This is a genomic window from Shewanella sp. 10N.286.48.B5, assembly GCF_002874355.2.
Classification (GTDB): Bacteria; Pseudomonadota; Gammaproteobacteria; order Enterobacterales; family Shewanellaceae; genus Shewanella.
In genome coordinates this window covers 90,983-117,378 of record NZ_MCVG02000004.1, presented here as the reverse complement: position 1 = coordinate 117,378, position 26,396 = coordinate 90,983, and the positions used below count along the sequence as shown (strand labels likewise).

Annotated in this window: 24 protein-coding genes; 10 read left to right on the top strand and 14 right to left on the bottom strand. The window is 43.3% G+C overall.

What is annotated here, in order from left to right:
• Positions 1-19 precede the first annotated feature (19 nt).
• From BCU57_RS19460 to BCU57_RS19450, 3 genes are all read left to right on the top strand, one after another.
• Positions 20-2,320, top strand: a complete 2,301-nt coding sequence (locus BCU57_RS19460; RefSeq protein ID WP_133149390.1) for a carbohydrate-binding family V/XII — start codon at positions 20-22, stop codon at positions 2,318-2,320.
• Between the two features lie 194 nt (positions 2,321-2,514).
• Positions 2,515-3,723, top strand: coding sequence for a dicarboxylate/amino acid:cation symporter (locus BCU57_RS19455; RefSeq protein ID WP_102440178.1), 1,209 nt, complete (start codon positions 2,515-2,517; stop codon positions 3,721-3,723).
• 256 nt (positions 3,724-3,979) lie between these two features.
• Positions 3,980-4,921, top strand: a complete 942-nt coding sequence (locus BCU57_RS19450) for a hypothetical protein (protein WP_413211474.1) — start codon at positions 3,980-3,982, stop codon at positions 4,919-4,921.
• A 7-nt stretch (positions 4,922-4,928) separates the two neighbouring features.
• Here the strand turns inward: BCU57_RS19450 and BCU57_RS19445 are convergent, their stop codons facing one another.
• The 3 genes from BCU57_RS19445 to BCU57_RS19435 all read right to left on the bottom strand — a co-directional run bounded on the left by BCU57_RS19445 (position 4,929) and on the right by BCU57_RS19435 (position 7,165).
• Positions 4,929-6,140 carry an IS256 family transposase gene (locus BCU57_RS19445; protein WP_102440683.1) on the bottom strand — a complete coding sequence of 404 codons (1,212 nt, stop codon included), beginning with the start codon at positions 6,138-6,140 and terminating at the stop codon, positions 4,929-4,931.
• A gap of 128 nt (positions 6,141-6,268) precedes the next feature.
• Positions 6,269-6,916, bottom strand: a complete 648-nt coding sequence (locus BCU57_RS19440; RefSeq protein ID WP_102439865.1) for a DUF2959 domain-containing protein — start codon at positions 6,914-6,916, stop codon at positions 6,269-6,271.
• 27 nt (positions 6,917-6,943) lie between these two features.
• Positions 6,944-7,165: a hypothetical protein gene (locus BCU57_RS19435; protein WP_076538103.1), complete on the bottom strand. Its 222-nt coding sequence runs from the start codon at positions 7,163-7,165 to the stop codon at positions 6,944-6,946.
• A gap of 89 nt (positions 7,166-7,254) precedes the next feature.
• Between BCU57_RS19435 and BCU57_RS19430 the strand changes: the two genes are divergently transcribed.
• The 4 genes from BCU57_RS19430 (at position 7,255) to BCU57_RS19415 (ending at position 9,785) form a co-directional block, all read left to right on the top strand.
• Entirely contained in the window at positions 7,255-8,133 is an 879-nt protein-coding gene (locus tag BCU57_RS19430) for a virulence factor BrkB family protein (RefSeq protein WP_102439864.1), read from the top strand.
• A 105-nt stretch (positions 8,134-8,238) separates the two neighbouring features.
• The gene (locus tag BCU57_RS19425) at positions 8,239-8,808 is read left to right on the top strand and encodes a hypothetical protein (RefSeq protein ID WP_102439863.1); all 570 of its coding nucleotides are present in this window, start codon (positions 8,239-8,241) and stop codon (positions 8,806-8,808) included.
• A gap of 69 nt (positions 8,809-8,877) precedes the next feature.
• Complete coding sequence (gene dtd, locus BCU57_RS19420; RefSeq protein ID WP_102439862.1) at positions 8,878-9,327, top strand: D-aminoacyl-tRNA deacylase; 450 nt, start codon at positions 8,878-8,880, stop codon at positions 9,325-9,327.
• An 11-nt stretch (positions 9,328-9,338) separates the two neighbouring features.
• The gene (locus BCU57_RS19415) at positions 9,339-9,785 is read left to right on the top strand and encodes a thioesterase domain-containing protein (protein WP_102439861.1); all 447 of its coding nucleotides are present in this window, start codon (positions 9,339-9,341) and stop codon (positions 9,783-9,785) included.
• Between the two features lie 298 nt (positions 9,786-10,083).
• Here the strand turns inward: BCU57_RS19415 and BCU57_RS19410 are convergent, their stop codons facing one another.
• The 10 genes from BCU57_RS19410 to gmk form a co-directional block, all read right to left on the bottom strand.
• Entirely contained in the window at positions 10,084-10,944 is an 861-nt protein-coding gene (locus BCU57_RS19410; protein ID WP_102439860.1) for a DUF3014 domain-containing protein, read from the bottom strand.
• A 150-nt stretch (positions 10,945-11,094) separates the two neighbouring features.
• Positions 11,095-13,179: an ATP-dependent DNA helicase RecG gene (recG, locus tag BCU57_RS19405; protein WP_372004572.1), complete on the bottom strand. Its 2,085-nt coding sequence runs from the start codon at positions 13,177-13,179 to the stop codon at positions 11,095-11,097.
• Between the two features lie 251 nt (positions 13,180-13,430).
• Positions 13,431-14,060 (bottom strand): DNA-binding response regulator, encoded by a 630-nt coding sequence (locus tag BCU57_RS19400; RefSeq protein WP_102439859.1) that lies wholly within the window; start codon positions 14,058-14,060, stop codon positions 13,431-13,433.
• Complete coding sequence (locus BCU57_RS19395) at positions 14,060-15,220, bottom strand: histidine kinase (RefSeq protein ID WP_102439858.1); 1,161 nt, start codon at positions 15,218-15,220, stop codon at positions 14,060-14,062. Before BCU57_RS19395 ends, BCU57_RS19400 begins: the two co-directional genes overlap by 1 nt.
• 80 nt (positions 15,221-15,300) lie before the next feature.
• Entirely contained in the window at positions 15,301-16,005 is a 705-nt protein-coding gene (locus BCU57_RS19390; protein WP_102439857.1) for a hypothetical protein, read from the bottom strand.
• Positions 16,006-16,181: 176 nt separating this feature from the next.
• Entirely contained in the window at positions 16,182-17,837 is a 1,656-nt protein-coding gene (locus tag BCU57_RS19385; protein ID WP_076538083.1) for an AMP-binding protein, read from the bottom strand.
• Between the two features lie 235 nt (positions 17,838-18,072).
• The gene (locus BCU57_RS19380) at positions 18,073-18,456 is read right to left on the bottom strand and encodes a RidA family protein (protein ID WP_076538417.1); all 384 of its coding nucleotides are present in this window, start codon (positions 18,454-18,456) and stop codon (positions 18,073-18,075) included.
• A 137-nt stretch (positions 18,457-18,593) separates the two neighbouring features.
• The gene (gene spoT / locus BCU57_RS19375) at positions 18,594-20,708 is read right to left on the bottom strand and encodes a bifunctional GTP diphosphokinase/guanosine-3',5'-bis pyrophosphate 3'-pyrophosphohydrolase (protein ID WP_102439856.1); all 2,115 of its coding nucleotides are present in this window, start codon (positions 20,706-20,708) and stop codon (positions 18,594-18,596) included.
• A 13-nt stretch (positions 20,709-20,721) separates the two neighbouring features.
• A complete protein-coding gene (gene rpoZ / locus BCU57_RS19370; protein WP_076538077.1) occupies positions 20,722-21,000 on the bottom strand; it encodes a DNA-directed RNA polymerase subunit omega in 279 nt (92 codons plus the stop codon).
• Between the two features lie 59 nt (positions 21,001-21,059).
• Entirely contained in the window at positions 21,060-21,683 is a 624-nt protein-coding gene (gmk, locus tag BCU57_RS19365) for a guanylate kinase (RefSeq protein WP_076538074.1), read from the bottom strand.
• Between the two features lie 356 nt (positions 21,684-22,039).
• On the opposite strand from gmk, the gene BCU57_RS19360 reads away from it, so the two are divergent.
• The 3 genes from BCU57_RS19360 (at position 22,040) to yjjG (ending at position 25,254) form a co-directional block, all read left to right on the top strand.
• Positions 22,040-23,350 (top strand): hypothetical protein, encoded by a 1,311-nt coding sequence (locus tag BCU57_RS19360; protein ID WP_102439855.1) that lies wholly within the window; start codon positions 22,040-22,042, stop codon positions 23,348-23,350.
• 91 nt (positions 23,351-23,441) lie between these two features.
• On the top strand, positions 23,442-24,518 hold the full coding sequence (locus BCU57_RS19355; RefSeq protein ID WP_102439866.1) for a phosphotransferase enzyme family protein: 1,077 nt from the start codon (positions 23,442-23,444) through the stop codon (positions 24,516-24,518).
• Positions 24,519-24,573: 55 nt separating this feature from the next.
• Positions 24,574-25,254, top strand: a complete 681-nt coding sequence (gene yjjG, locus BCU57_RS19350; RefSeq protein ID WP_102439854.1) for a pyrimidine 5'-nucleotidase — start codon at positions 24,574-24,576, stop codon at positions 25,252-25,254.
• Between the two features lie 174 nt (positions 25,255-25,428).
• Here yjjG and BCU57_RS19345 read toward each other — a convergent pair whose 3' ends face one another.
• Positions 25,429-26,289 (bottom strand): mechanosensitive ion channel family protein, encoded by an 861-nt coding sequence (locus BCU57_RS19345; protein ID WP_102439853.1) that lies wholly within the window; start codon positions 26,287-26,289, stop codon positions 25,429-25,431.
• Positions 26,290-26,396 lie beyond the last annotated feature (107 nt).

Below are 26,396 nucleotides of genomic sequence, written 5' to 3'. Positions count from 1 at the left end.
GATTGCAAAATAAGGACTCATGATGATAACCAATATCAAACGTCTCTGGCTGCAAGTGCTAACTGTATGGATAGCATTGTTGCTATTACCCTTTTCGGCAGTAGCAATTGAATGGCCGCAAGATGTTGAAACGAAACTCGGCACCTTAGTGGTTTATCAGCCGCAGCCAGAATCGTTAGATGGCAATATCTTGATGAGCCGCGCTGCGATGTCATTTGAAGTGGAAGGTCAAGACGACCCTGTATTTGGCGCTTTTTGGTTTAGCGCTAGAATCGATACTGATGACGATGTTGCTTTGGTGCGTAATATTGAAGTGACCGAAGTGCGCTGGCCATCATCCACTGCCGAAGACCAGCAAACGTTCACCGATACAGTCTCAGAAGCGCTAGCGACAACTAGCTTCGAAATTTCCATGGAGCGCTTATCAGCCAGCCTTGAAAATGCTGAGCAGGTAAAACGCAGCTTAGATAATATTAACAACGATGCGCCAGAAATCGTCTTCAGTAATAACTTGAGCGTGTTGCTGTCCTATGATGGTGAGCCACAATTTAGTGAAATTGAAAATAGTCCCTATGAGCGAGTGTTAAATACCCCTTTTGCCGTTGCCCGTAATACGCAAACGAACAAGCTGTATTTAAGCAGTGGTACCTTTTGGTATGTGGCAGATGATCCTATGGGGCCATGGCAAGTCACATTGTATCCTCCTGAAGATTTGGTCAGCATGGTGAATACCGAGGATGAAGCCGCTAAAAGCACCGTCAATGCGCCGCAGATTATTACCACTAATGAACCGACTGAGTTAGTGGCCACTGATGGCTCACCCAATTGGCAAAGTCTGATTGATGGTAAGTTACTTTATGTCACCAATACCGAAACCCCATGGGTAAGAGAGACCTCCTCTGGCGATATGTATGTGCTCTTATCTGGGCGTTGGTTTAAATCTAAAAAGCAGGCCGGACCTTGGCAGTTTGTTAGGGCTGACAAACTGCCTGAAAGCTTTAACGATATCCCTCCCGAATCTGATATTGGTGGCTTACGTGTCTCAGTTGCAGGCACTGATGAAGCCAATCAAGCAGTGCTAGATGCGCAAATCCCGCAAACTGCAGCGATTAAGCGTGATGAAGCCACACTGGAGGTTGAATACGATGGCGAGCCTAAATTTGAAGCGGTAACAGGAACATCAGTCTCCTATGCTGTTAATACCGCCACACAAGTATTGTTGATAAATCAAGCTTATTACGCTGTTGATAATGGGGTGTGGTTTACCTCAAAAACTGCCAAAGGCCCGTGGATTGTTGCTGATAATATTCCTGATGAAGAAATTGCCAAGATACCCGCAAGTTCGCCGGTTTATAACACCACTTACGTGCAGGTTTATGATTCAACCCCTGAAGTGGTTTACGTAGGTTATACGCCGGGTTATATGTGGTCATACCCTTATTATGGGGTGCCAATTTACGGTACCGGCTGGTATTACCCACCGTATCGAGGCCGTTATTATTATCCTCGCCCACCGACCTGGGGATTACATGTTGGTTATAATCCGTGGACAGGTTGGAATGTTGGCGTGAGCTGGAGCAACGGCTTTTTCAATGCTGGTGTGGTATGGGGAGGCGGTTATGGTTATCGTCGCCCATGCTGTGGTGGCTATTATGGCGGTGGCTATAGACGACCAGTGGTGATCAATACCGGTCGTATCAATATTGGTAACAGTATCAGTGTCGGTAATCGCACTAAAATGCATAATCATATGCGTTCGAACAAATTAGCTAATAATCGCGCTAGACCCAATAACCTTTACCATCGCGAGGCGAATCGTAAACGCTTAGCCAGCCCAAGTGTAGCCAATAAGCATTTTAATAAAGCGAAGGTAAATAAAAAGCGCACTAATGATGTGTTTGCCGATAAGCACGGTAATGTTGCCCGTGATAATAAAGGCAAGTGGGAAAATCGTAGCGATGGTAAGTGGAATAATGTGCCATCAAAAGCTCAAGGGTCTAAACCTAGCAATGTAAATAAACCGTCAAAGGGCAATAGTAGTAGTTTTCCTTCGACACGGCCATCTAGCACTACTCGTCCGGCGAGTAATACCCGTCCCGCCAATAATACTCGTCCTGTTACAAGTACGCGGCCATCAACCTCGATTCAACCGAGTCGAAATCAAACTAGCCACAGCCAACCGAGCCGTAATCAGTCGAGTAATATGAGTCACTCAATTAATCGAACTCGCTCGAGTAGCATAGATCATCAAAGTCTGAATCGTTCTCGACAAGCGCGTCAGTCAGGAATGACCAGAGAAGGGCGAAGCAGAGGAAAATAGCTGTTTATCGCAATTTAGCCAAAGCCCGCAGTCGCGGGCTTTGCTTGGGCGCATTAGTTCAGAGTCAAGTTTACTGCAGATAAGTTACTCGTCATCAATGCGCTGCAGTAAGCCCAGCCTTCATAGTAACGGCTTTTCGGCTATGATTAAAAATCAGCATATGCTCACTAGATCTTAATTATTGGAACCTCACCATGTGGAATGCCCTTCGCGCGTATCGCTCATCGATTATTTTACTCACAGCCCTGATGCTGGGCGGCATGTTGGGCTTAGTTGCCCCTGAGTTTGCCATTAAACTTAAACCCATAGGGCAAATATTTCTCAACTTGTTGTTTATGATTATTGTGCCTTTGGTGGCCGTTAGCGTGATGTCATCCATTGCCAAAATGACCGATTTAAAAAAGCTTGGCTCCATACTTGCCACCATCATGGGCGTGTCCATTGTCATGGCGATGATCCCCGCTGTAGGCATTACCTTGTTGGCGCTAGCATTTGACCCTGCCCAAGGAGTGACACTTGATTTAGCCGATACCGTTGAAACCACTGGCAGTATGGATTTTGTGAGCTTATTAACCACCAATGATTTTGTGGGCTTAATGTCTAAATCGAATATTTTAGCGCTGATCATTATGTCGCTGATCACCGGAATAGCGATTGGTCAATCAGGTGAAGACGGCCTCAAAGTTTCGGCATTATTGGATAGCTTTAATACCGTGATCATGAAAATCATAGCCATCTTAATGTACTTAGCACCAATTGGCTTAGGGGCTTATTTTGCCGCAACTATGGCCAGTCAAGATGCTGAGTTAATGGGCACATTTGCCCGAGCTATTGCGCTATTTTTAGTGGCAACCTTTTTGTATTTAACTTTAGGCTCAACGCTATATGCATGGATTGGAGGTGGAGGGAAAGGAGTAAATAATTTTTGGCAGCATATGTTAGCTCCTGCAGTAACCGCCCTAGGTACTAGTTCCTCTTTGGCCACCTTGCCAGTTAATATTCGCACAGCAAGTAAAATGGGTTTAAATGAGCAAATAGCTGAAATCAGCTTGCCGCTATTGGTGAATTTAAATAAAGGCGGCGCAGCGATGATAACCGCGCTTAAAATCGTATTTATCTATTCATTACTTGGGCTCGACTTTAGCGCGGATGTGTTTATGTTAACCATTTTGATTTCGGTGCTGTCAGCATTTGTCATTGGCGGCGTGCCTGGCGGGGCATTTTTAGGGGAAATCTTTATTGTGACAACCTTAGGCTTACCCGTCGAAGTGATCCCTATTTTGGTGGTATTAGGCGCCATTACCGATGCAGCATCGACTGTCATCAATGTGGTACATGATTTAACGGCCACTCAAATTATTCAACGGATTAATGGTAGGCATTATATAAATTTAATTAACTGAACTGAGTTTAAGGGGGATGTAAGTCGGAGCTTTAATTGGGGATACTCCCCCTTAACGTTGAACAAAATTAGAACCCATGCGGCAATCTGATTGCTTATTATAATCATACGCTGATTTTCGCTGTGCCTAAAAATGACTACATTGACCTGTATTAATCGCTAGGGTATTGATTTCACTGCAGCGCCATCAGGCGCGATTGCTACTTTTAGATTATTATTAGCTTGTTACGTATAATTTTATATAGGGATGGAATAGTTTGAGAAATGGATTTTTAAGCCAATTAGTACTGTTAATAATGCTGATGTTGGTCACTGCTAATGTCTTTGCGAATAATAAAGTTGGCAGCATAAACCTTCAATGTAATGACTGTAATTCAGATAAAAAATATCAAGCTGCAGCATTATCAGCGTTAGCCAATCGCCAGCACGCGTTTATGAATGTGGTTAACTTTAGCCAATTTGAGCTACGTAAATTTGAAGTAATTAAATTAATGGTTGAAGTGTGTAGTGACTATAATCGCTCTGCCACCCAAGGCATTTGCCAGTTTGAAGACCGCTCTACCATTATTCCCTTAGCGCCACAAAATCTCGAGCGTGAACAGTTTATTACTTATGCAGAGTATTTATATCAGCAGGGCTTTTTTGAGCCGCTACAAATAAAGGTTGCTCCAGACATTGCCGCAACAGCATGGTCATTAGTTAATGATAAAGACCGAATAGTGCAAATTAATGCAGATTGGAAGCGTAAGATAACTTATTACCAGTTCAAAAAGATGTGGTTTGAAGCCTATATCCAAGGGGTTGAATATAATACCCCCATTGCTAATTTATCCCCTGAAATAACATTTGAATTTGCCGATAAATCGACGTTAACGTCACTCGTTAGCGGCTTTGATGATGAGCAAAGGTTACATTTTTCAGCTCGAAAGCTAAAAGATAGTAACAATAATCAGTTATCAATGACTGCAATTGCATCACTCAGTAATGGCGATACATTCCAGTTTGGCTCAGTAGAGACTGAGGCTTATCAAGTATTATCACACTTGGCTGCCTCGCAGGGTTTTATACTTGATCAAAAGCAGATGCTTACACATATTGAGGTGACATTGATTGCTTGCCGAGATGGCGTTAAGACTTGTTCTGAACTGGATAAATTGGCAACTAAAGAGAAAAGCGAGGGTGTAACAGATTCTGTGTAACTGCAATTTAGTTAATATGCTTCACAATTCTGTCTTCGAACTCAATAATAAATCGGCTCATCGCAGTACGCCAGTTTCGGATGGGCATGGTCCATTTTTTACTGGCTTCTTTTATCGCAAGGTAAATCATTTTCTTGGCCGAGTCATCATTAGGAAATACCTTACGTTTTTTCAACGCTCGTCTAATCACGCTATTTAACGACTCTATAGCATTGGTTGTGTAAATGGCCTTACGAATATCCTGAGGATAATTGAAAAACGTATTTAAGTTGTGCCAATGATTATGCCATGACTTGCTGATTTGGGGGTATTGCTCATCCCAGGTATCGCTGAAACGGTCTAATTCAAGTAAAGCTTCCTCCTCCGTTGTTGATTGGTAGATGCTTTTAAGGTCCGCAGTGACTGCCTTGTAGTCTTTCCACGATACGTACTTTAATGAATTTCTGACCATATGTACGATACAGAGCTGTACATGAGTATCTGGATAAACGGTATTGATAGCATCAGGGAAGCCTTTTAAGCCATCAACACAAGCGATGAGAATATCCTCAACGCCTCGTTGCTGTAGTTCAGTGAGGACACCTAACCAAAATTTAGCCCCTTCATTTTCAGCTATCCAAAGCCCCATTAGCTCTTTGTGACCTTCAAGGTTAATGCCTAACGCTAAGAAAATAGATTTGTTAATAACGCGCTTATCCTGACGGATTTTTACGACGATACAATCAAGGTAAACGATTGGGTAAATGGCATCTAAAGGTCGACTTTGCCATTCAATAACTTGCTCTAGAACGGCGTTGGTAACGCGAGAAACTAACGTGGGTGATATCTCTGCGCCGTACCATTCATCAAAGGCTTGAACGATATCACGAGTACTCATGCCTTGAGCGTAGAGCCACAATATTTTATCGTCCATAGAGGTAAATCTGGACTGGTGTTTTTTAACTAACTGAGGTTCGAAACTGCCTTCACGGTCTCGCGGCGTATCAAGCTCAAATTGACCATCTTCAGTTTGAATGCGCTTGCTGGTTTTACCGTTACGGCTATTAGCAGAAGTCGATTTATGGTGTTTCTCATAGCCCAGGTGGTCATCCATTTCGGCATTAAGAGCGGCTTCGACCGTTATCTTTTTGAGCATCTGACTGAATTGGTTTAAGTCTTCTGGTGTTTTAATGCTTTTAGCAGCTTCTTTAGCAAAAGCTTCAATATCTTTTTTGTTCATGAGTATCTGCCTATCCTTGACTCTCTATAGAGTACGTGTTGATAAGCAGTTACACAAAATTAGTTACAGTCTCAGAAAAGCAGCTTTTAAGTCAGGACTTAAAAGCTGCTCACTTTATTTTTAAGATGTTAACCCTTTTCCATGGCTTCAATAAACTTATTCGATTCAGCAATCGATTTGTTCATTTCGCTGATCAAGCTAGTAATATCTGATTGCAGGCTTTCAAACTCACCTTTAATGGCGCCAATGGCCTGCGCATTAAGGTTATGCTTTAAATACAACATATTGTCTTTCATAGCCGTCAGGATCGGAGGCATTTTTGCTTCGGCGCGGCGCATGCCTTTGACCAATGAATCGTAAGAGCGCTGGGTTTCATTCAATTTAGAGGTGCTATTACGGCGTAGGCTCGCTTTGCTGATTTCTTGAATTTCAGCTTGCCACTCTTCAAATAGAGCTTCAGCTACATCTTCAACTTTATCGATGCGATCGCCCACTTCATCAGCGGCTGACTGCGCTGAATCATATTCATCTTTAGCTTTGTTATAAGCATCTTCAAGATCGCCACCATCAAAGGCAAGTAACGCCTGCATTTCTTCTAACGCAGAACTAAATTGCTCTTGGGCTTCTTCTTGGGACTCTTTTGCTTCCTGGACGCGATCAACCATGATGTCACGCTTGTGGTAGCCGACCTTTTCCATGGCGCCATAATAAGCGCTTTGACAACCGCTAAGTAGTAAGCTGCTACTCAGTAATGCCAAGGATATCCATTTCTTCATTGTTTACTCTCTTATCGTATTATCGAATTAGTCGGCGGTAAATGTGGCAGCATCAATAATGCTCCAAAGGTGAAGTATGGCACCAATAATGGCTGGGATGATTAATACCCAGAAGAAGTAACATACTGCTGTAAGACAGAAAAATAGAATTGCAGCTATAATACGACCTTGAACCAGTTGACCTAAACCTGGGAAAAAGAAACTGGCGATGGCGGCAATCACATTACCAGCAGAACCTTGTTGAGACATTAAATCGCTCCCTTGGAGTGTAACTATCGTGTTATAACATTGTACGAATTAAAACGCAGAATTGAAAATAAAATAATCAAGAGAATATTGTGACAAATAAGATAGATGTAGCCTATATCCAACGAGTTTTTATTAGCATTTGGCAATTTATACTTCACCTTAAGCAGCGCTTGGTAGAAGATCAAATCAATGTCAAAGCCGGTCACTTAGCCTATGTGACACTATTATCACTAGTGCCAATGGTGGCGGTGACCATGTCGATGTTGTCGGCGTTTCCAGTATTTAAAGGTATTCGCGGTAAAATTGAGAGCTTTATTTACGACAACTTTTTGCCTGCCGCTGGCGATACCGTACAGGTTTATATCAATGAATTTGTTGAAAATGCCTCAAAGGGCACCTTTGTCGGGGTGATTGCGTTAGTGGTGGTGGCCTTGTTGCTGATTTCTGCTATCGATAAAGCGCTGAATAATATTTGGCGTACCACTGAAAGCCGCTCTTATATGGTGTCTTTTTCTATGTATTGGATGGTACTGACATTAGGGCCAGTATTGATTGGTGCCAGCTTAGTGGCAACCTCTTATGTGGTGTCATTAACGGTATTTGATAATAGCGAAATATCAGGCTTAATGACTTGGCTGGTTGAGCGTTTGCCGATGTTGTTTTCTGTGGCCTCGATTTTACTGTTGTATATGGTGGTGCCCAATAAAAAAGTGCATTTTTTACATGCCTTATTAGGTGCTGTGGTAGCGGCGATGCTATTTGAAGCGGGTAAAAAAGGTTTTGCCTTTTATGTGACGCAGTTTCCCAGTTATGAAGCCATTTATGGCGCGCTAGCCACCATCCCGATTTTGTTTGTGTGGATTTATGTGTCGTGGATAATTGTTTTATTAGGCGCAGAAATAACGGCCGCGATGCCTGAGTACCTCGATACCGGGATTTTTTCTACTTCAGAAGATAATGAGAAGTAACACAAGCATTATAAATACACCGACTGGGCTTAGCACTTGAGCCTGACATGAGTGTTAACTTGCGATACTTTATCGCTAGCAAAGATAACTTAACAAGGAACGAAAATGAAAAAATTGATACTTGCAGCATGCGTAATAGGGTTATCTGCTTGCGCCGCCACCGAAAATACCACAGAAGATACTGTAGTTTCTGCTGCTCCTAAGATGATCAACATGGCTAATATGAGCGATGAGCAAGCCGCTGAAGAATTATATAAAACGTTGCTAAACGCCAGTTACTTAGCCACTAAACTCAGCCCTAATAGTGTGGCGGTGCAATTTGGGGAAACTCAGTTTGTGCTGCAGCCTAGCATGAGTGAGCAAGGGGTCGATCGTATTCTTACCAATCGATTGTTTGCGGTGCATCCGCAATTACATGGCAGTAAAGAGCTATTGTTGTTAATTGGCTCACTAAACCAAAAGCTTAATTTTGCTAAGTTCGTCATTCGCGACAATGGGGCGGTGATCCAAGTACAAGGCGCTGCGACATTTGTTGATTCCATTGAACTGGAAGAATTACGCCGCTTTATGTTGTGGACTGATGAAGGCCTTAATCAAGTGGGTAAATCATTACCCAAAGGATCTGAGCATTTAATTAAACCGATCCCAGTGATGAAACAAGATATCGCTGGCTAAGGTTATTGTTGGTGTAGGTAAATCCGCAAGTAATCGCACAATTCTTCACGTAAGTATTAGGAAGTAACATTGATTGGCTTAATCCAAAGGGTGACACGTGCCAGTGTCACCATCGACTCTGAGCTAGGGCAAGAAGTCACCGGTAGTATCAATAAAGGTTTATTAGTGCTGCTTGGGGTGGAACGTGACGATGACATTGAGAAAATGCAAAAGCTGGCCAAAAAAGTCATCGGCTATCGTGTGTTTAGTGATGAAAACGGCAAGATGAATTTAAATCTGCAACAAGCTGGTGGTGAGTTACTGGTAGTGTCACAGTTTACCTTAGCCGCTGATACTGGCCGAGGGCTGCGTCCAAGCTTCTCCAGCGCTGCGACTCCAGATCAAGCCAATGAGCTATATGAAGCTTTCGTGGCTTTTTGTCGTGAACAAGGGGTGACAACTGCTACAGGCTCTTTCGGCGCAAACATGAAGGTAGAGTTAGTTAATGATGGTCCTGTGACCTTTAATTTACAGGTTTAAAGGAGCACATTATGGCGGCTAAAGAGCAACTTATTGAACTGCAAAACACTTGGTATCAAACCATTCCTTTGAGTGAGTTTATGCAAGTGCAGCCGCTGAGTTTTCAGCAGCAAACACTCACAGTTACCGCGCCGCTCGAGCCCAATATTAACCTGCATCAAACCATGTTTGCTGGCAGTATTTATACCCTGGCTACCCTAACGGGCTGGGGGATGATGTGGTTACAGCAAAAGTTGCAAGGTTTTAGTGGTGATATCGTATTAGCAGATGCACACATCCGCTATAGCGCGCCCATTACTGAAGCCCCCACTGCTAGTGTTATTTGGCCAGATGTTCCATTAGCAAGCCTTGCTAATGGGGGTAAGGTAAAAGTGAAACTTGAGGTACAACTTCATTGTAAAGGTACGCTTTGTGCCAGCTTTACTGGGCTGTATTTTAGCATTGCTAAGTTAACTTGATTTAAGCTTTGCTCAAGATACTGTGGTGTTAGATCAGAAGATGATTTAAGTATTAATATGTCACTATCTGTTGTAGTCGCGATTAAGTCTAACTAATTTAATTTATTGCAGTTAATGCTGAATTGTTAATGGGTTAACTAATCAATTCGGGTAGACAGTGCCGTGAAGCTGAATTAGCATTGAATACTTTATCTAAAAAAATAGCGACACTCATGTCGCTATTTTTTATGCCATTGATTTAGATTGCGCATATTGGAACCTGCCATTGCAAATCATAACCCCAATGATAACGGTTCTATCAGTTGGCCATTTGCTGCTGCAGTTTTCTAATTGCCGTTTTAATTTTACGGCTATTTTCAGGTCCCATACGTACCATAAATTTTTGCACATTTGGCAGTGCTTCTAGTTTAGGGTCGACAAACTGATAATTGACACTGATAGAACTTAATTCAATCGGGTCTTCAATAATCGGCGCTGATAAGATCATCTCAAAGGCTTGCTGCATGCGCTCGTCAAATGACATATCGCTATAACCTAGCTCTGCAAAAGCTTCGTCAAATATTGGCATGAGTTCTTTATAAGTGTTGATTAACTGCTCGTCATTCATATCTGACACCATGTTGGCGTACAGGTCATAACGATGGTAACTGTCAGGGTTTAAATAGGTTTTGTTAGTGATTTCACTGACGGTGAATTTATCTTTAGGGCCTTTCAGTGGGCTGGCTTTACGGATCACTTCACCTTGGGCCATATTATCGACAAATACCACAAACTGGCGGGCAATGTCTTTTTTAACAAGTAGTGGCTCGATTTTCATCCCATCAGCCATCTCAACCGTTTTCTGGGCGACAAAGTCATCACTTTCAATCAGTGTAGGTAAGGGCTCTACTACTTCAGGCTCTGGAGCTTCAATAATAGTGGGTTCAATAACTTCCACTATCTCTTCTTCAATAGGTTCTTGCTCAATAGGTTGTTCAGGCACAGGCTCTGGTAGTTGCACAGGTATTGGCGCTTCGACTTCAGGCGCTTTATCGGCCGAGAAGTAGAAATAGCCTGCACCAGCCAGTAAAACCGCAATGGTGATACCAATCACACCCGCGTTACTACCACTGGCGCGACTTGAGTGCGGTGTGGCTCTATCATTTTGATTGACTTGCATGTCTATTCCTTAGCTTTAAACGTCGAAAGGGAACCAATATCATTGAATTTGTTACATTTTCATTTGGTGGCATATAAGGCTTAAACCTTATTTTCATTCTGCAATAATCTCAACACTTGTCTAGTAATAATAGCCAAGGTTAACAATAATTTATGCTTGTACGTATTGCTGGCGATCCCCTAACCAACGTTGAACAATGCTGTCTACATTTTGTGGCACTTGTTGCATAACATGGGCCGCTAATTTTTGTGTGTTTTCAATCAGATATTGATCCCTGACTAAATCAGCGATTTTCATTTCTGCCAAGCCGGTTTGGCGGGTACCGAGTACTTCACCTGGGCCTCTTATTTCTAAGTCTTTTTGGGCAATAACAAAGCCATCGTTACTGGCCCTTAGTACTCCTAAACGTTTGGTGGCAGTTTGTGATAACGGTGCTTTGTACAATAACACGCAGTGGCTGGCAATAGAGCCTCGGCCTACTCGGCCACGTAACTGATGCAATTGCGCCAAGCCTAACCGCTCAGGGTTTTCAATAATCATTAAACTGGCATTAGGCACATCGACTCCCACTTCAATAACCGTTGTTGCCACTAATAAATGTAGTTCACCCGCCTTAAATTGGGCCATTATTTGCTGTTTTTCTGCACTTTTCATACGTCCGTGCACTAAGCCAACCTTTAATTCGGGTAGTAATTGGCTTAATTCTGCAGCGGTATCTTCAGCGGCTTGGCACTCAAGAACTTCAGATTCTTCAATGAGAGTACAAACCCAATAAATCTGCCGATTATCATTTAGCGCGGCTTGTTTTACCCGCTCGATGATTTGTTCGCGGCGATTATCGCTAATGGCAACCGTGGTAACAGGGGTTCTTCCTGGCGGTAACTCATCAATGATAGAGGTTTCTAAATCAGCATAAGCCGTCATCGCTAACGTGCGCGGAATTGGCGTAGCTGTCATTATTAATTGATGCGGATGAAAGCCTTGGCTGACGCCTTTTTCGCGTAATCCTAAGCGTTGATGGACCCCAAAACGGTGTTGTTCATCAATAATGATTAACGCGAGCTTATTAAAACTGACCTGCTCTTGGAAAATAGCATGGGTGCCAATTACCATGTTGGCGCTGCCATCGGCGATATCAGCCAATGATTGTGTTCTGGCTTTGCCTTTTAACTTGCCTGCTAACCAGCCCACTTTTAGCCCTAATGGTTCAAACCAGGCGGCAAAGTTGACTGCGTGTTGCTCTGCTAATAATTCCGTCGGTGCCATCATCGCCACCTGATAACCATTTTCAATGGCTTGCAGGGCTGCTAAGGCGGCCACTAAGGTTTTACCCGAGCCCACATCCCCTTGCACTAAGCGCATCATAGGTGTGGGCTTTTCAATATCAATACCGATATCAGCTACGACTCGTTGCTGGGCCCCTGTTGGCTTAAAAGGTAAGGCTTTTAAAAATGGATTTAATAGCTGGCCGGTGGCGGGTAAAGTCACCGCTTTATCAAGGTTATTGCGCTGACGTAATTGCAGCATACTTAAGTTATGGGCCAGTAACTCTTCTTGGACTAAGCGCTGCTGAGCGGGGTGCATGCCTTGCTCTAAATCGGCTTGGGCGATGTTATTGGGCGGTCGATGGATTAAGGATAATGCCTGACCAATGCTCATATTGTTGGGTTGCAGGGCTGGTGGTAGTAACTCTGTTAAGCCACCTTGATTGAGCATAGTTAGTGCCTGCTCGGTGAGCTTAATCCAACTGGCTTGTTTTAATCCTTCAGTCGAAGGATAAATAGGGGTCAGTGAATCACTCAGGGCTGGGTTTTCGCCAGCTTTAATGATTTTGTATTCTGGGTGGATTATCTCAAAATGGCGGTTGCCGCGCTTGATTTCACCATAGGCCCGAATTATCGCGCCGTTTTGCATGCCATTTCGCTGGGCAACCGAGAAGTTAAAAAACCGCAATGTGAGGTAACCACTTTCGTCGGCAATATTGCAGGTCAGCATACGTCTGCGACCCGGCACAATTTGGGTTGAGATGATTTCAGCTTCAACTGTGGCGTACATCGCGGGATAAAGAGCATTGATGGGATAGATTTGGGTGCGGTCTTCATAGCGCAGCGGCAAATGAAACAGTACATCTTGCACTGTCTTAATGCCAAGCTTTGCCAGCTTTTCAGCGGCTTTTTTAGCGACGCCTTTTAAGTCGGTAATCGGTACCTGATCCAATGGTTGCAAATCTAGCATGCCTTTATCTATTGAGTTGACCACAGACTTCATCACTTAGACTTTGTTGATATTGTAAAGCTCGCTGATTAAAGTGAGTCATTCACTTTGGGGTTAACTTTGACAGTTATCCAAAGAGTTATACAGTCAACTTTATCGCCCTGATGCTTGTTAGCAATGATAGTACTGTAAATATATACAGATGTTATGGCTTATCTTAGCAGAGTTTTAATACAAGGCAATATTAATCCAGATATCAGGCTTAACTGCCTCTATAACCAGCCTTTTTGTTTAGCTATTCGCGCCGCATCTATGCGATTGGTGGCATTGAGCTTGGAGATCGCTTCAGAAAGGTAATTCCGCACAGTACCTTCGGCGATAAATAACTGGGCGGCGATATCACTGGTTGATAAGCCATCACTGGCTAATCGTAGCGCTTTTCTTTCTTTATCATTGAGTGGGTCAATATCACCAATGGCGCTGATCGCCAGCTCTGGATCGATAATTTTTTTACCTGCCATCACCTGTTTAATAGCGTTGACTAGACTTTCAGATGGCGCATCTTTTAGCAAAAATCCCTCGACGCCACAACTGAGTGCTCTTTTGATGTAACCTACGCGGCCAAAAGTGGTTAAGATGATGATTTTAGTTTTAGGTTGCATTGTTGCAGCCTCGGCTTGATATGCTGCGAGCCACTGAGCCAGCTCAACGCCGCTGTGACCGGGCATTTCAATATCACTGAGCAGCAAATCAAAATGCTGCTCTTTAAGCATTGCCATGGCTTGGTTACCATCTTCTGCTTCTGTGATATCGACTTCACCGAGTTCATCTTTGGCAAGGGTAAGTAGGGCAGATAATGCCCCGCGCACCATGGCTTGATCTTCTGCTAATAAAATCTTCATTAAGGCTGTTCCGTGTCGTTGTCAACTTTAGGTTCACTGACTTGCTCTGCTTCAAGGGGCAAACTGATGCTAAAACGGTAGCCATCGTTAATATGATAACTAAACTTGCCGCCCAATAAGTTCACTCGCTCTCTAATGCCTTTTAAGCCATTACCTTCTTTAATAACTTTGGTGTTAGCATTGTCACTTAGGCTAACAATAAGCTGCTTATCCAAGGTGTTAAAGCACCATACACATTGACTGGCTTGGCTATGTTTGAGCATATTATTAACTAATTCTGTCAACATTAGCCCTAGTTGAGATTCTTGCAAAGGTGTTAATGGTGGTAATTTACCCTCGAGATGTACTTCAATTTCTTTTTGTCTTAATAAACTGCATAGTTGATTGACCGTATCTTGTAAGCCTTTATGTTTGTAATTAGAAACCGTTTGGCGAATTTCAGTTAAGCTGTTTCTGGCGATATCAGCAAGTTCCTGTAAATGCTGTTTTGCAACAGCAAGCTCGCCTGCTTCAACCAGTTTTTCGGCGAGTTGTGCTTTCAGTGCAATGGAAGATAAATTGTGCCCGATGATGTCATGTAAATCGCGCGCAATACGTTCACGCTCCAGTGCCGTTGCTAAGTTAGCGATTTCATCATTTGATTGTCTTTGTTGGCGCCTGATGCGTTCATTGTTATGCTCAACCACGCCATATAGCCCCACCACAAAGGTGATTAACATACCGTATAGCGGAAAATAGTAAGCTTCATAGCCCACGATGTAATTAAGTAGCCACAGCCAAGTACTGATAAGAATAAAGCTAATAATGGCGGTGCGCAGTGAATAGAAAAAACCAATAAAAAAACCGGCAAAACTGAAAAATGAAATGGAGCCGCTGGTAAATATGGTGGCAATGCTCGCAGTGATGAGCATTAAAGCAATAGGATATTTCTCTTGAGCGGCTGAGCTTTTGTAAGCCCAAAAGTACCCATATAAGAAGGGAAATATGAGTAACAAGCTGACACCGACCCGAGCCCAATCATCCCGCATAAACCAAAGTGGAATAAAGTAAAAAATCAGATTGAGCAGATATACCCAAGCTGTTTTTTGTCGATAGGCTTTTTCTGGGTGAACGCGAGTGTTGCTACTATTGACCGAGTGTTTGGTATTGATATTAGACATGAAGCCTCCTTGCGAAGTTAGCATACTGCAACCGAGTCATAATGTGTATGTCTGCAGTAGCTAGCTTCAGCAGCATCGGATTAACGCGCTTGTTGTTTAAGTAAAAAATTTGCCCAAGCGTAATTAGGATCAATTTCTACAGCGTGTTGCCAATCATTAATTGCTTCTTTTTGACGACCTAATTCTTGCTTAGCGATTCCGCGCCAGGTGTACGCTTCAGTATGCCCCCAGCAGATATCAACACATGGCTGTTCATAAAAACGAATCGCATCAGTGGCATATTGCTCAGCCTTATCCATACCGCCGCCATATTGAGCGGGAGTATAAAAGGCGCTCATTGCTCTGACTAACGCAATACGGGGATTTTCAGGGCTGAGTTGTTCTGCTTGAGCCAGTAAAGCACTTACCTTCATTCCCAGAGATTGTCCTTTGCTTGAGTCATTGGCGATTTGCATACCGTAAACAGAAGCCAGTAGCGCCATTGACTCAGCATCGTCTTCACGGCTCAATACAGTTTCAAGTGTCGACTGTGCATCATTGAGGGCTTTTTTAGCCACTCCGCGCAGACCGCTAATATTGGCTGTAATGGCGATGCGATATTGTGCATAGGCGTGTTCATAATCCACAGATTGTTCGCTGAGAACCTTTAGCTGTTGTAGATCCATTGTGTTGGCTGCCATATCGATAGCGCCGATATCGGCATTGCTAGCACTACTGACTAACGTCAGTGTTACCGCCATGACGGTTGATTTTGAGATAAGAGATTTTAAGATTAGTGATGTCATGATTAACTCCGTTTATTGCATTTAAGGTGTGTTGCTACGGAGTTAGTATCTAACAAAGGGCTTGCACAGGGCAGACACAAACGTCACCAGTTTGAGGTGACAAATGTCATTGATAAAAAAGCCGCCGGCTTGTTAAAGCTTAGGCGGCCAATATATTGAAGCGAATTACTGTGGTGCTAAATCTCGTCTTCCCAGCACACTTTAGCGCCGCGAATACCGTCAACTTTGGCACTGAACTGCTTTTCTAACACATGACGCTTAATTTTAAGTGTAGGGGTTAGGGCATCATTTTCAATGGTCCAAGGCTCTGTCACTACGACAATGGCATCCACAACTTCATGGGACTCAAGGTGCGGGTTAACTCCATCTAGGGTCGCTTTCAGTGACGCGCGCACTTCTTCGCGGGCTTGCAAGGCTGAGCCTTCAGATAATTGCACTAAGGTGATCGGGTGCGGTAAGCCTGAGCCAATGACACAAAGTAGCTCAATGTGCGGATCTTGGGCTATTTTACGCTCAATAGGCACCGGCGCCACATACTTACCTTTAGAGGTTTTAAAGTTATCTTTAACGCGGCCAGTGATAGAAATGTAGCCATCTTCATCGATTTCACATAAGTCACCCGTATGGAAAAATCCATCAGCATCAAAGCATGCTGCTGTAGCTTCTTCTTGCTTGTAATAACCTGTCATCAAACCTGGGCTCTTAACCATTAACTCACCTTCATCGGTGCGGCGAACTTGGCAGCCTTCAACAGGGCGACCCACGCTACCAATTTTTGAGGCATTAAATGGGAAGTTAATAATTGAGTAAGCACAGTTTTCGGTCATGCCCCAGGCTTCTGAAATATTCATGCCGATTTTGTTGTACCACTCTAATTGAGATGGTGGGATGGGGGCTGATCCTGAACCTAATAAACGGCAATGCTCTAAGCCTAAACCTTTTTGGATTTTACGTTTAACTAAGCCGCTAACCAGTGGGATTTTAAGCAATAAATCCAGCTTGCTTTGGCCAATTTTATTGACAATATTGAGCTGAAACAGGGTCCATAAACGCGGCACCGAGAAAAAGACCGTCGGGCGGCATCGCTGCACATCAGCCACAAAAGAATCTAAACTTTCTACAAACGCCACCGACGAGCCGGAGTAAAAAGACGATCCTTGAATCGCTACCCGCTCAGTAATGTGCGCTAAAGGCAAGTAGGATAATAATCTGTCTGTGGTATTGGTTTTTAAATCGCGCACAACCGCTTCACAAGTCCAGCCGTAACTGCCGAAGGTTTGCATTGCGCCTTTTGGTTTACCAGTAGAGCCCGAGGTGTAAATGAGCGTCATCATTTGATCGCTACTAGGCGTAGGCGCATCCACTAATGGTTGCCCTAACTCAAGCAGTTTTTCCCAATGATATTGCGCTGGCATGGTGTCATAAGGTAAAGCTAAACGGAGGATTTCACCGCCGACACCGGCTTCTTGGTCGGCCCAAAAATCAAGTTTTCCGGTGAAGATAGCTTTAGCGCCACTGTGTTCTAATACATAGCGGATCATTTCAGCGTTAGCAGTGGGATAGATTGGCACACTGATGTAGCCGCCGTGCATAAGGGCAAGATCGGTAATAAACCACTCGGCACAGTTTTTAGAAAGCAGAGCGACTTTGTCACCCGGTACAAGACCTAAGTGGCGTAATGCGCCTGCAATTTGTTGTACCTTTTGCTGAACTTCTCCCCATGTGAAGTCAACAAACTGGCCGTTAATTGGTTGTCGTAAATATACGGCATCCCCTTGGGTTTCAGCCCAATGAGATAACATTTCTACTGGCGTTTTTATTAGATTTTCCATCGACAATTCCATGTTCTTTTTGTTTTTAATGTAGGATGCATTTATTTGTAGTTTGCTAATGCAATCATCTCAGTATGGCTATTTATCAGCCTATTCGCAAACGCGAGAACAACTTAACGAGATAATTTCTACTTATAAACTAGCATGTTTCACTGAAAGTTAAATACCTCTTGAGTAATAGCTCTAATAAAAAGGGTGCCAATGGCACCTTTCAGGATAAAACTCGGTTTGTGAGCTAGATCTCCATTATTCCATCCATTTCCACTAATGAGCCTTTTGGCAGCTGTTTTACCCCGATTGCAGCACGTGCTGGATAAGGTTGAGTAAAGTAGCGCGCCATGATTTCATTAACGGTAGCGAAGTGAGATAAGTCGGTTAAAAAGATATTCAGTTTAACGATATCAGCCATAGTGCCGCCAGCGGCATCACATACTGCGGTTAAGTTTTCGAAAACCTGTACAACCTGCTCAGAGAAATCATCGCTAACCATTTCCATGGTGCTTGGTACGAGTGGGATTTGGCCTGAAAGGTAAACAGTGCTACCTACTTTTACAGCTTGAGAATAGGTGCCAATTGCTGTTGGAGCTTTATCGGTTGCGATGATGATTTTTTCTGCCATGACGCCCTCTGCGATCAAGTAAATGAATGATGTCATCCCTAAGCTGTTATCTAACTTAGGGATTTAGGGGATCAATATTACTAACGTTTGTGGCAGGTGCGCAAGACTTCTGCAGTGCAGAAGTCGTGATTGATTTATTAGCGGTTACGTGAGGTGCGCAGGACTTCAGGTAATACCCTAATACGGCGCATAACATTGGCCAAATGAACACGGTCGTCGACTGAGATCCGCAGGTTAATGAGATAGACTCTGCCATCACGCTCTTCAGTGCTCAAGTTATGAATATTTGAGCCGGCGGCAGCAATAATACTGGTGATTTTTGCCAGTGCGCCTTGATGATTGACAATTTCAACTCGCAGATTGGCTTGATAGCTTTCACCTTCAACGTTATCCCAATGTACTGGGATATATTTGTCTGGCTCGCTTTGATAACCACGGATATTTGAGCAATTTTCCATGTGTACCACAAGGCCTTTGCCTGGGCTTACATGGGCGATGACAGCATCACCTGGAATTGGACGACAGCAATTTGCGAAGGTCACCAACATGCCTTCAGCGCCGCGAATTGGCATCAAGTGCTCTTCGGTTTCGCTATCTTCATTCTTAGTGGTGAGCTTGTGACCCATTAAGCGCTGGGCAACCACAATGCTCATGGCATTACCTAGGCCGATATCAGCCAATAACGATTCAAGATTGTCATGCTTAGTTTCAGCAATAACTTTTTTAAGCTGCTCTAAGGTGATGTCATCAAGCTTGTTTTCACCTAATGCGTGGTTCAGTAGCCGTTTGCCGAGCGCCACAGCATCGTCACTGGTTAAACTTTTCAAGACTTGACGAATTTTACCGCGGGCTTTACCTGTTACGACAAAGTTAAGCCATGCAGCATTAGGTCTTGCGCCTTTAGCTGTAATAATTTCAACGGTTTGGCCTGATATTAACGGCTGACTTAATGGATAAGCTTGACGGTTAACACGGGCGCCGACACAGGTGTTACCCACATCGGTATGGACTTCGTAAGCAAAGTCGACCGCTGTTGCATTCACCGGCAGCTCTAAAATGCGGCCTTCTGGGGTGAATACGTATATTTCTTCAGGGAATAGCTCAGTTTTAACATTTTCCACAAACTCAAATGAGCTACTGGCGCTTTGTTGTAGCTCCAGCAAGCTTTGCATCCACTTATGGGCGCGAACTTGGGTGGTACTTTGTTGTGAACTACTGGTGCCGCTCTTATACATCCAATGAGCAGCAACCCCTTTGTCCGCCATCAGGTCCATTTCTTCAGTACGTATTTGTACTTCAACAGGAACCGCATGGGGGCCAAATAATGAGGTGTGCAATGATTGATAACCATTGGCTTTAGGAATGGCAATATAATCTTTAAAGCGACCGGGATGAGGCTTATAAAGACCATGCATGGCACCTAATACACGGTAACAGGTGTCAATGGAATCGACCATGACTCTGAAGGCATAAATGTCCATGACTTCTTGAAACTGCAGTTCTTTTTTACTCATTTTAAGGTAAATTGAGTAAAGGTTTTTCTCACGACCTTTGACCTTGCAGTTAATTCCAGCATCTTCAAGGCGAGAGGTTATGGCAGTTTCAATACTGTTAATCAGTTCTTTTCTATTACCACGGGCTGCTTTTACGACTTCTTTTAAAACGCGATATCGCATCGGATAATAGGCTTGAAAACCTAAATCTTCTAATTCGCTTTTGATATTGTGAATACCAAGACGGTTAGCAATCGGTGCGTAAATCTCTAAGGTTTCACGGGCAATACGACGACGCTTGTCAGGACGTAATGCACCCAAAGTTCGCATGTTATGCGTTCTGTCAGCAAGTTTGATCAAAATAACGCGAATATCTTGCGTCATTGCCATCATCATCTTGCGGAAGTTTTCAGCTTGGGCTTCTTTTTTATCGCGGAACTTGATTTTTTCAAGTTTAGACACGCCTTCGACCAGTTCAGCCACGGTTACGCCAAATAGCTCAGTGAGTTCTTCTTTGGTAACTGGGGTATCTTCGATGGTGTCGTGAAGCAGTGCAGCCATTAACGTCTCGTGATCAAGACGCATATCTGCAACGATGCGGGCTACCGCAACGGGGTGGGTAATATAGGGCTCGCCACTTGTGCGCATTTGCCCTTCATGGGCATCACGCGCAACAATGTACGCCTGCTTGAGTAACTCTACTTGCGCTGGTTCTAAATAACCAGAGGCAGACTCCTTTAGACCTTCAAACAGATACAAGTGGCGCTACTCCTTAAAGTGAACGGCCTTCAGCAATTGCTGCAACAGCGGCAATTTCAGCTGCTTCGCGTTCACGTACAGTTTGACGCTCATCAGCGTCTAATGTGTTAGAGGTGACTAAACCTAATTCGATTTCGCGCAGGGCGATAACCGTTGGTTTATCATTCATCTCTTCAACCATTGGGTCTTTACCTTGCACAGCGATTTGGCGTGCACGACGCGCTGCAACCAGGATCATGTCAAAACGGTTGCCGATTTGTTGTACGGCGTCTTCTACAGTTACGCGAGCCATGTGGTGAAACTCCAGTGTTATCTATGGGAAAAAGTGACGCAAATTGTACTTAATGACAATTAGTCTGCCAACAGATCGTTAATCATACCATTATGAGTATGGATCTGACTAGCACAGGTTGATCTTTGGCTGCGAATGATCGCGCGCAGATCGTCTAGTGCGGTATCAAAGTCATCGTTTACAATAATATAATCAGCGTCTTTATAGTGTGACATCTCAGATACAGCCTCAGCCATACGTCCGTCAATCACGTCTTGGCTGTCTTGTCCTCGGCCAGTTAGGCGGCGTTCAAGCTCAGCTTTTGAAGGGGGTAATATAAATACCCCAACGGCCTCAGGCATTAGCTTTTTAACTTGCTCTGCGCCTTGCCAATCAATATCTAAAAAGACATCAATACCGTTGGCTAATGTTTGCTCAATGACCTTGCGGGATGTGCCGTAATAGTTACCAAACACTTCAGCCCATTCAAAAAAAGCTTCATCAGCGATGAGAGCTTTAAATTGTTCAACGCTGGCAAAGTGATAATGTTGACCATTAACTTCACCAGGACGTGGTTGACGGGTAGTGTGTGATACAGACACTTGCATGTCGCTTGGCTTATCTTTTAATAAAGCAGAGATAAGCGAAGATTTACCGGCGCCACTTGGGGCAGACACAATAAATAGATTTCCTCTCGCGCTCATAGTGCAAATTCCAACCAGATTATTTTACAGGGCGAGTATTATACTCAAAGCATGGCAATTTGCGAGATTTGTGATGGAAAAAACTGCATAAATCTGTGGTTATTAGCGGCGATTTTTTTTCTAACCTTAGTAATACATTGATTAGTTTAATGCATAGGCTTAAAGACCTAAGGCTATTTCATTTTGTCATATTCGTTAATAAAAAAATGAACTGGCAATGTTAATGGCGCTAAATGGTTTGTGATTGATGTTTTTACAATTAATTTTGCGGCAAATGCAGTGGTTTCGCTGACTTTAGTGATGAAATTGTTTAGTCTGCTTATATAGTTTCTGTTTATTTATTATTGGGATTTCTTGTGTCATTTTCATCCTTATTTTGTCGCCAAGGCCGAGATAACGGTCAAAGAGTGTTGGCTGTGCAATTATCTTGTTTGATTTTTGTATTAATCATCGCGCTGTTATTTGCTCATTCTGTTACCACTATTATTGCAGGGGTAGTGGCGCTGCCCATTAGTGCTTTAAGCAGCTTACGCCGTTTACGAGACGCAGCTAAGCCAAGCTCTTTGGTGGCAATCCCAACCTTGTTATTGTTATTTTTTAGCCTTTCTATTGCATTTAGTTTTCCTGTTGCTGTGTCAGTGACCATTTTTATTTTAGCGGCCATAGTGAGCGCTGGTTTTGCGTGGTTTTCAGCACCCAAGAGCAATAGCCGTAATCAAAACCGCAGAAATAATTTTTATGTTATGGGCTATCAAGGCCCACATGCTAAACCTGTTGCAGGCGCTCAGAGAGTAAGGCAGCGTCAAGAACCGACCATTGGACATGGCAATAACACCAGTCTTAGGGCTGAAAGCCCTGACGCTGCCAACGTTGATAGCGCAAACTCTGATATTGAAAGCTTTGATAACAACAGTTTTGATGACGAACTGGGCCATGAGCCTGGTTATCAGCACGAAACCGTTTATAAAGAGTCTGAGCTTAATCCGTTTAACCATTCTGCAAATAATGCAGCTGGATACAATAGCGAAACAGACGAGGCTAGGTATCAAGCTGATGAAAAGCCCAGTTACCGAGTTGACCGAGGCGCATTAGAGTCAGGTTCGATGACAGAATTACTTAAATCTTGGTTAGTGTGGGCGCAAGATAATAAAAAAATACTTATAATGGCGGCAAAAGCTATAGGGGTTATGTGTGCAATTGGCCTAGTTATCTATCTAATTAGCTTATTATTTACTGGCACAGAAAAAACCGAAATTGTACCTGTTGAAACCGCAGCCATTGAGCAACCATTAGCAAGCAATGAAACTGCGCGAGTAAAACTGCCTGATGGTTTTTGGCTTATCTTACAAGAAGATATTTTAGTGTTACGCTGGTTAGGTGATGAAGGTGATGCCCAGTCTATTTGGCGTTTAGATACAGCCCAAGGCGATAAACGCTGCGCCGAATTAGTCTTTAATGATGGCAGTAAATTTAGGCCCATTAGCGTTGATTTAATGGCAGATAGCGGCACCGAAGCGCGCTTTTCACCGCTGGATAATACCAAGCTCATCAACAATGTTGCCATGCGTGGTAGCTTCAAACTGTGTGGTTATAACTTTAGCCTCAAAGGCAGCCAAGCCACATTATCCTCTGAGCCTGCATTTGGCCAATTTATGAAAAGCTTATAAGAGCTTAAATCGCAGCACAACAGGTGACTAGTGTTGCCGGCTGCGATGGCTTAAACTGTTTGGCTTGCAAAGAAAAGATATGGAGTGTTGGGTGGTTGAGTTTATTAGGCAAACAATTTTGCCTTTATATGGAATTGCAGCATCAGATGTAACAAGTGCCACTATTGCGCCTTTGGGCAATGGTCATATTAACCAAACCTATTTGGTTAAGTGGCCAGCAGGGCAAATGGTGCTACAGCAAATTAATACCACAGTGTTCACCAAACCTGACGTGTTAATCGACAATGCTGCTAAAGTGAGTCATCACCTCATCCAAAAATCTACCTTGGGTGAATACCAGCTCGATGTTATTTCGCCTGTGGTTCTTAAGGATGGAAGTTTGTCGGTAAACCTTGGTGATAAAGGTTATTGGCGAGCCATTAGCTATTTAGCCAATAGCCATACAATTGAAGTGGTGACCAATCAAGATGAAGCCAAAATGGCCGCCAGCGCTTTTGGTCATTTTGCACATGCATTGAGTGATTTAGATGCTAATAGCTTACAAGATGTTATTCCTAACTTCTTAAACCTTCCTCTTCGTATCCAACAGCTTAAACAAGCGGTTGCTGATGATAAATCTCAGCGCTTAGCAGATTGTCAGCAATGGGTTGGTTTAGTGTTATCGCAACAAGCCTTATTTGCTGAGCTCGCCAAAGTGGAGCAACAACTGCCACTTCGTATTTGCCATAACGACACAAAAATCAACAATATGCTGTTTGATAAGCGTGATATGTCTAGCATGGCAGTCATCGATATCGACACCTGCATGAAAGGCTACTTAATGTATGACTTTGGTGACATGGTACGGGCGTTTTGCTCACCTGAGGAAGAAGACTCTACAGCGCTCGATAAAGTCATTGCTCGCCCTGAGATTATTAAAGCAGCCACTCAAGCCTATACCGAGCAGTTATCTGCAATATTAACACCGCTGGAAAAACGCAGCCTGTGGTTAGGCATTAAAGTGATGGCGTTGATGCTAGGTTCGCGGTTTTTAACCGATCATTTAAATGGTGATGTGTACTTTGGTATTCATCGTGAGGGCCATAACCTCGAACGCGCGGCAAACCAGTTAACCATATATAACAGCTTGGTTGCCCAAGAAGCGCAATTAGTGACGCTATTTGAATAATAACTAGGCTGTTTCAAATCATTTTCATAAACCAAAACGTCGATAAGGCTGAACCATGAAGTACCAATGGATATTGTTTGACGCCGATGAAACCCTGTTTGATTTTGATATATTTAGCGGCCTAAAGCTGATGTTTTCACGCTTTGATATTGATTTTAAAGCCAGTGATTTTGAATTTTATCAATCGGTAAACAAGCAGCTTTGGCTGGATTATCAACAAGGATTAATTGATGCCGCGCAGCTGCAACATACCCGTTTTTTACATTGGGCTGAAAAGCTCAATGTCACTACCAAGCAACTTAACAGTGATTTTTTAGCGGCCATGGCCGATATCTGTCAGCCATTACCGGGGGCGAAACAGCTGGTTGATAGCCTAAAAGGCAAAGCCAATTTAGGCATAATCACCAACGGCTTAACTGAGCTGCAAAATGTGCGCCTTGAACGCACCGGCTTTAAGTCGTCATTTGAGCATGTGGTGATTTCTGAAGAGTTTGGTAAAGCCAAGCCTGACTTGAGTATTTTCGAGCATACCTTTGCGCTTATGGGCAATCCTGATAAGCAAAATATTCTGATGGTAGGTGATAACTTACATTCGGATATTTTAGGCGGGGTCAATGCCGGTATCGATACCTGCTGGCTCAATCATCACGGTAAAAAAACCGTAGATGGCATTACGCCAACGTTTGAAGTAAAAGACTTACAGCAACTGCATGATGTACTGCATTCAGTGAACTAAATAGCTCGTCTGTTTAGCATAAAAAGAAGCCACTCGATTGAGTGGCTTCTTTTTGGGTAATTAATTAGTTCAAAGCATTAGCTCTGAACATTAACCCAGAGCATTAACCGAGAACATTAGCTCTGAAGCTGAATATTAGCCCAATGCATTAGCTCGAAGCATTCGCTCGCAGCACTAGCTCAAAGTAATAGTGTCAGCCGCTTTAGGAAACGCCTCATGATAGGCAATCATAAAGTCTTCTCTAATGTGTTGCTCTAAATGGGTTGCCCGTTCAGTGGGGCAAAAAATCATAATATGCACCATTTGCTCACCCGCAGGGCCGCTATGGATATGAATATGTGGCTCAGGTCCTGGCAGGTCAACGCCAGCATGTCTTTCAATAATATTATTATAGCGAGTTGCTACTTCAAAAAAGTCTTCACAGTGGGCTTCAATCTTGCTGGTTAATGCAGGAAACAGCGGATACAAGTTTACAAACTCAACCACGGTAATGGAAAAACTATGGTAAACATAACGCTTCATGAAATTGAGGTTTTTCACCGCATAACTAAAAAACATACTATTAGGGAAGGTGACTGTTTTACCGGTGTAATGGTACTGACCATGGTGCAAGTCGATTTCTTGGATCACCGTCGCCATTAAGTTGTGTTCAATGACCTCGCCGCACAGCTTACCCACTTCAATCCAGTCACCGATGACAAATGAGCGCGAACTCGCCCGCTGAATGGAGCCAGTAAAACACAGAATAATCTCTTTTGACGCCACCACAAAGGCAATGGCAATCGCGGTCACAGACAGCGCGAACTTATTGATTTCTGTCTGCCACAGTAAAAATAAAATCATCACGATTAAGATGAAAGTGCCGTTTTTAGTCCGCGACATCCACTTACGCTGCCCTTCGCTCACAAAAGCGATATCACCACGAATTTTAGACACCACAAAGCGTTTAAGCATCGACAGCAATAGGATGATTAATACGGTAACAAACAACTTATAGGTTGCTAAAAAATCAATGACGATAGTGAGTTGTTCCACAAAACCTTCTTAAAATTAGCAGCGTGACGATGAAAAAAATTAAAAGCGACTTTAGCATAGTAGCTGCCAAAGTTAGTGTTAAGTTTTGTAATTATTGAGGGATATTT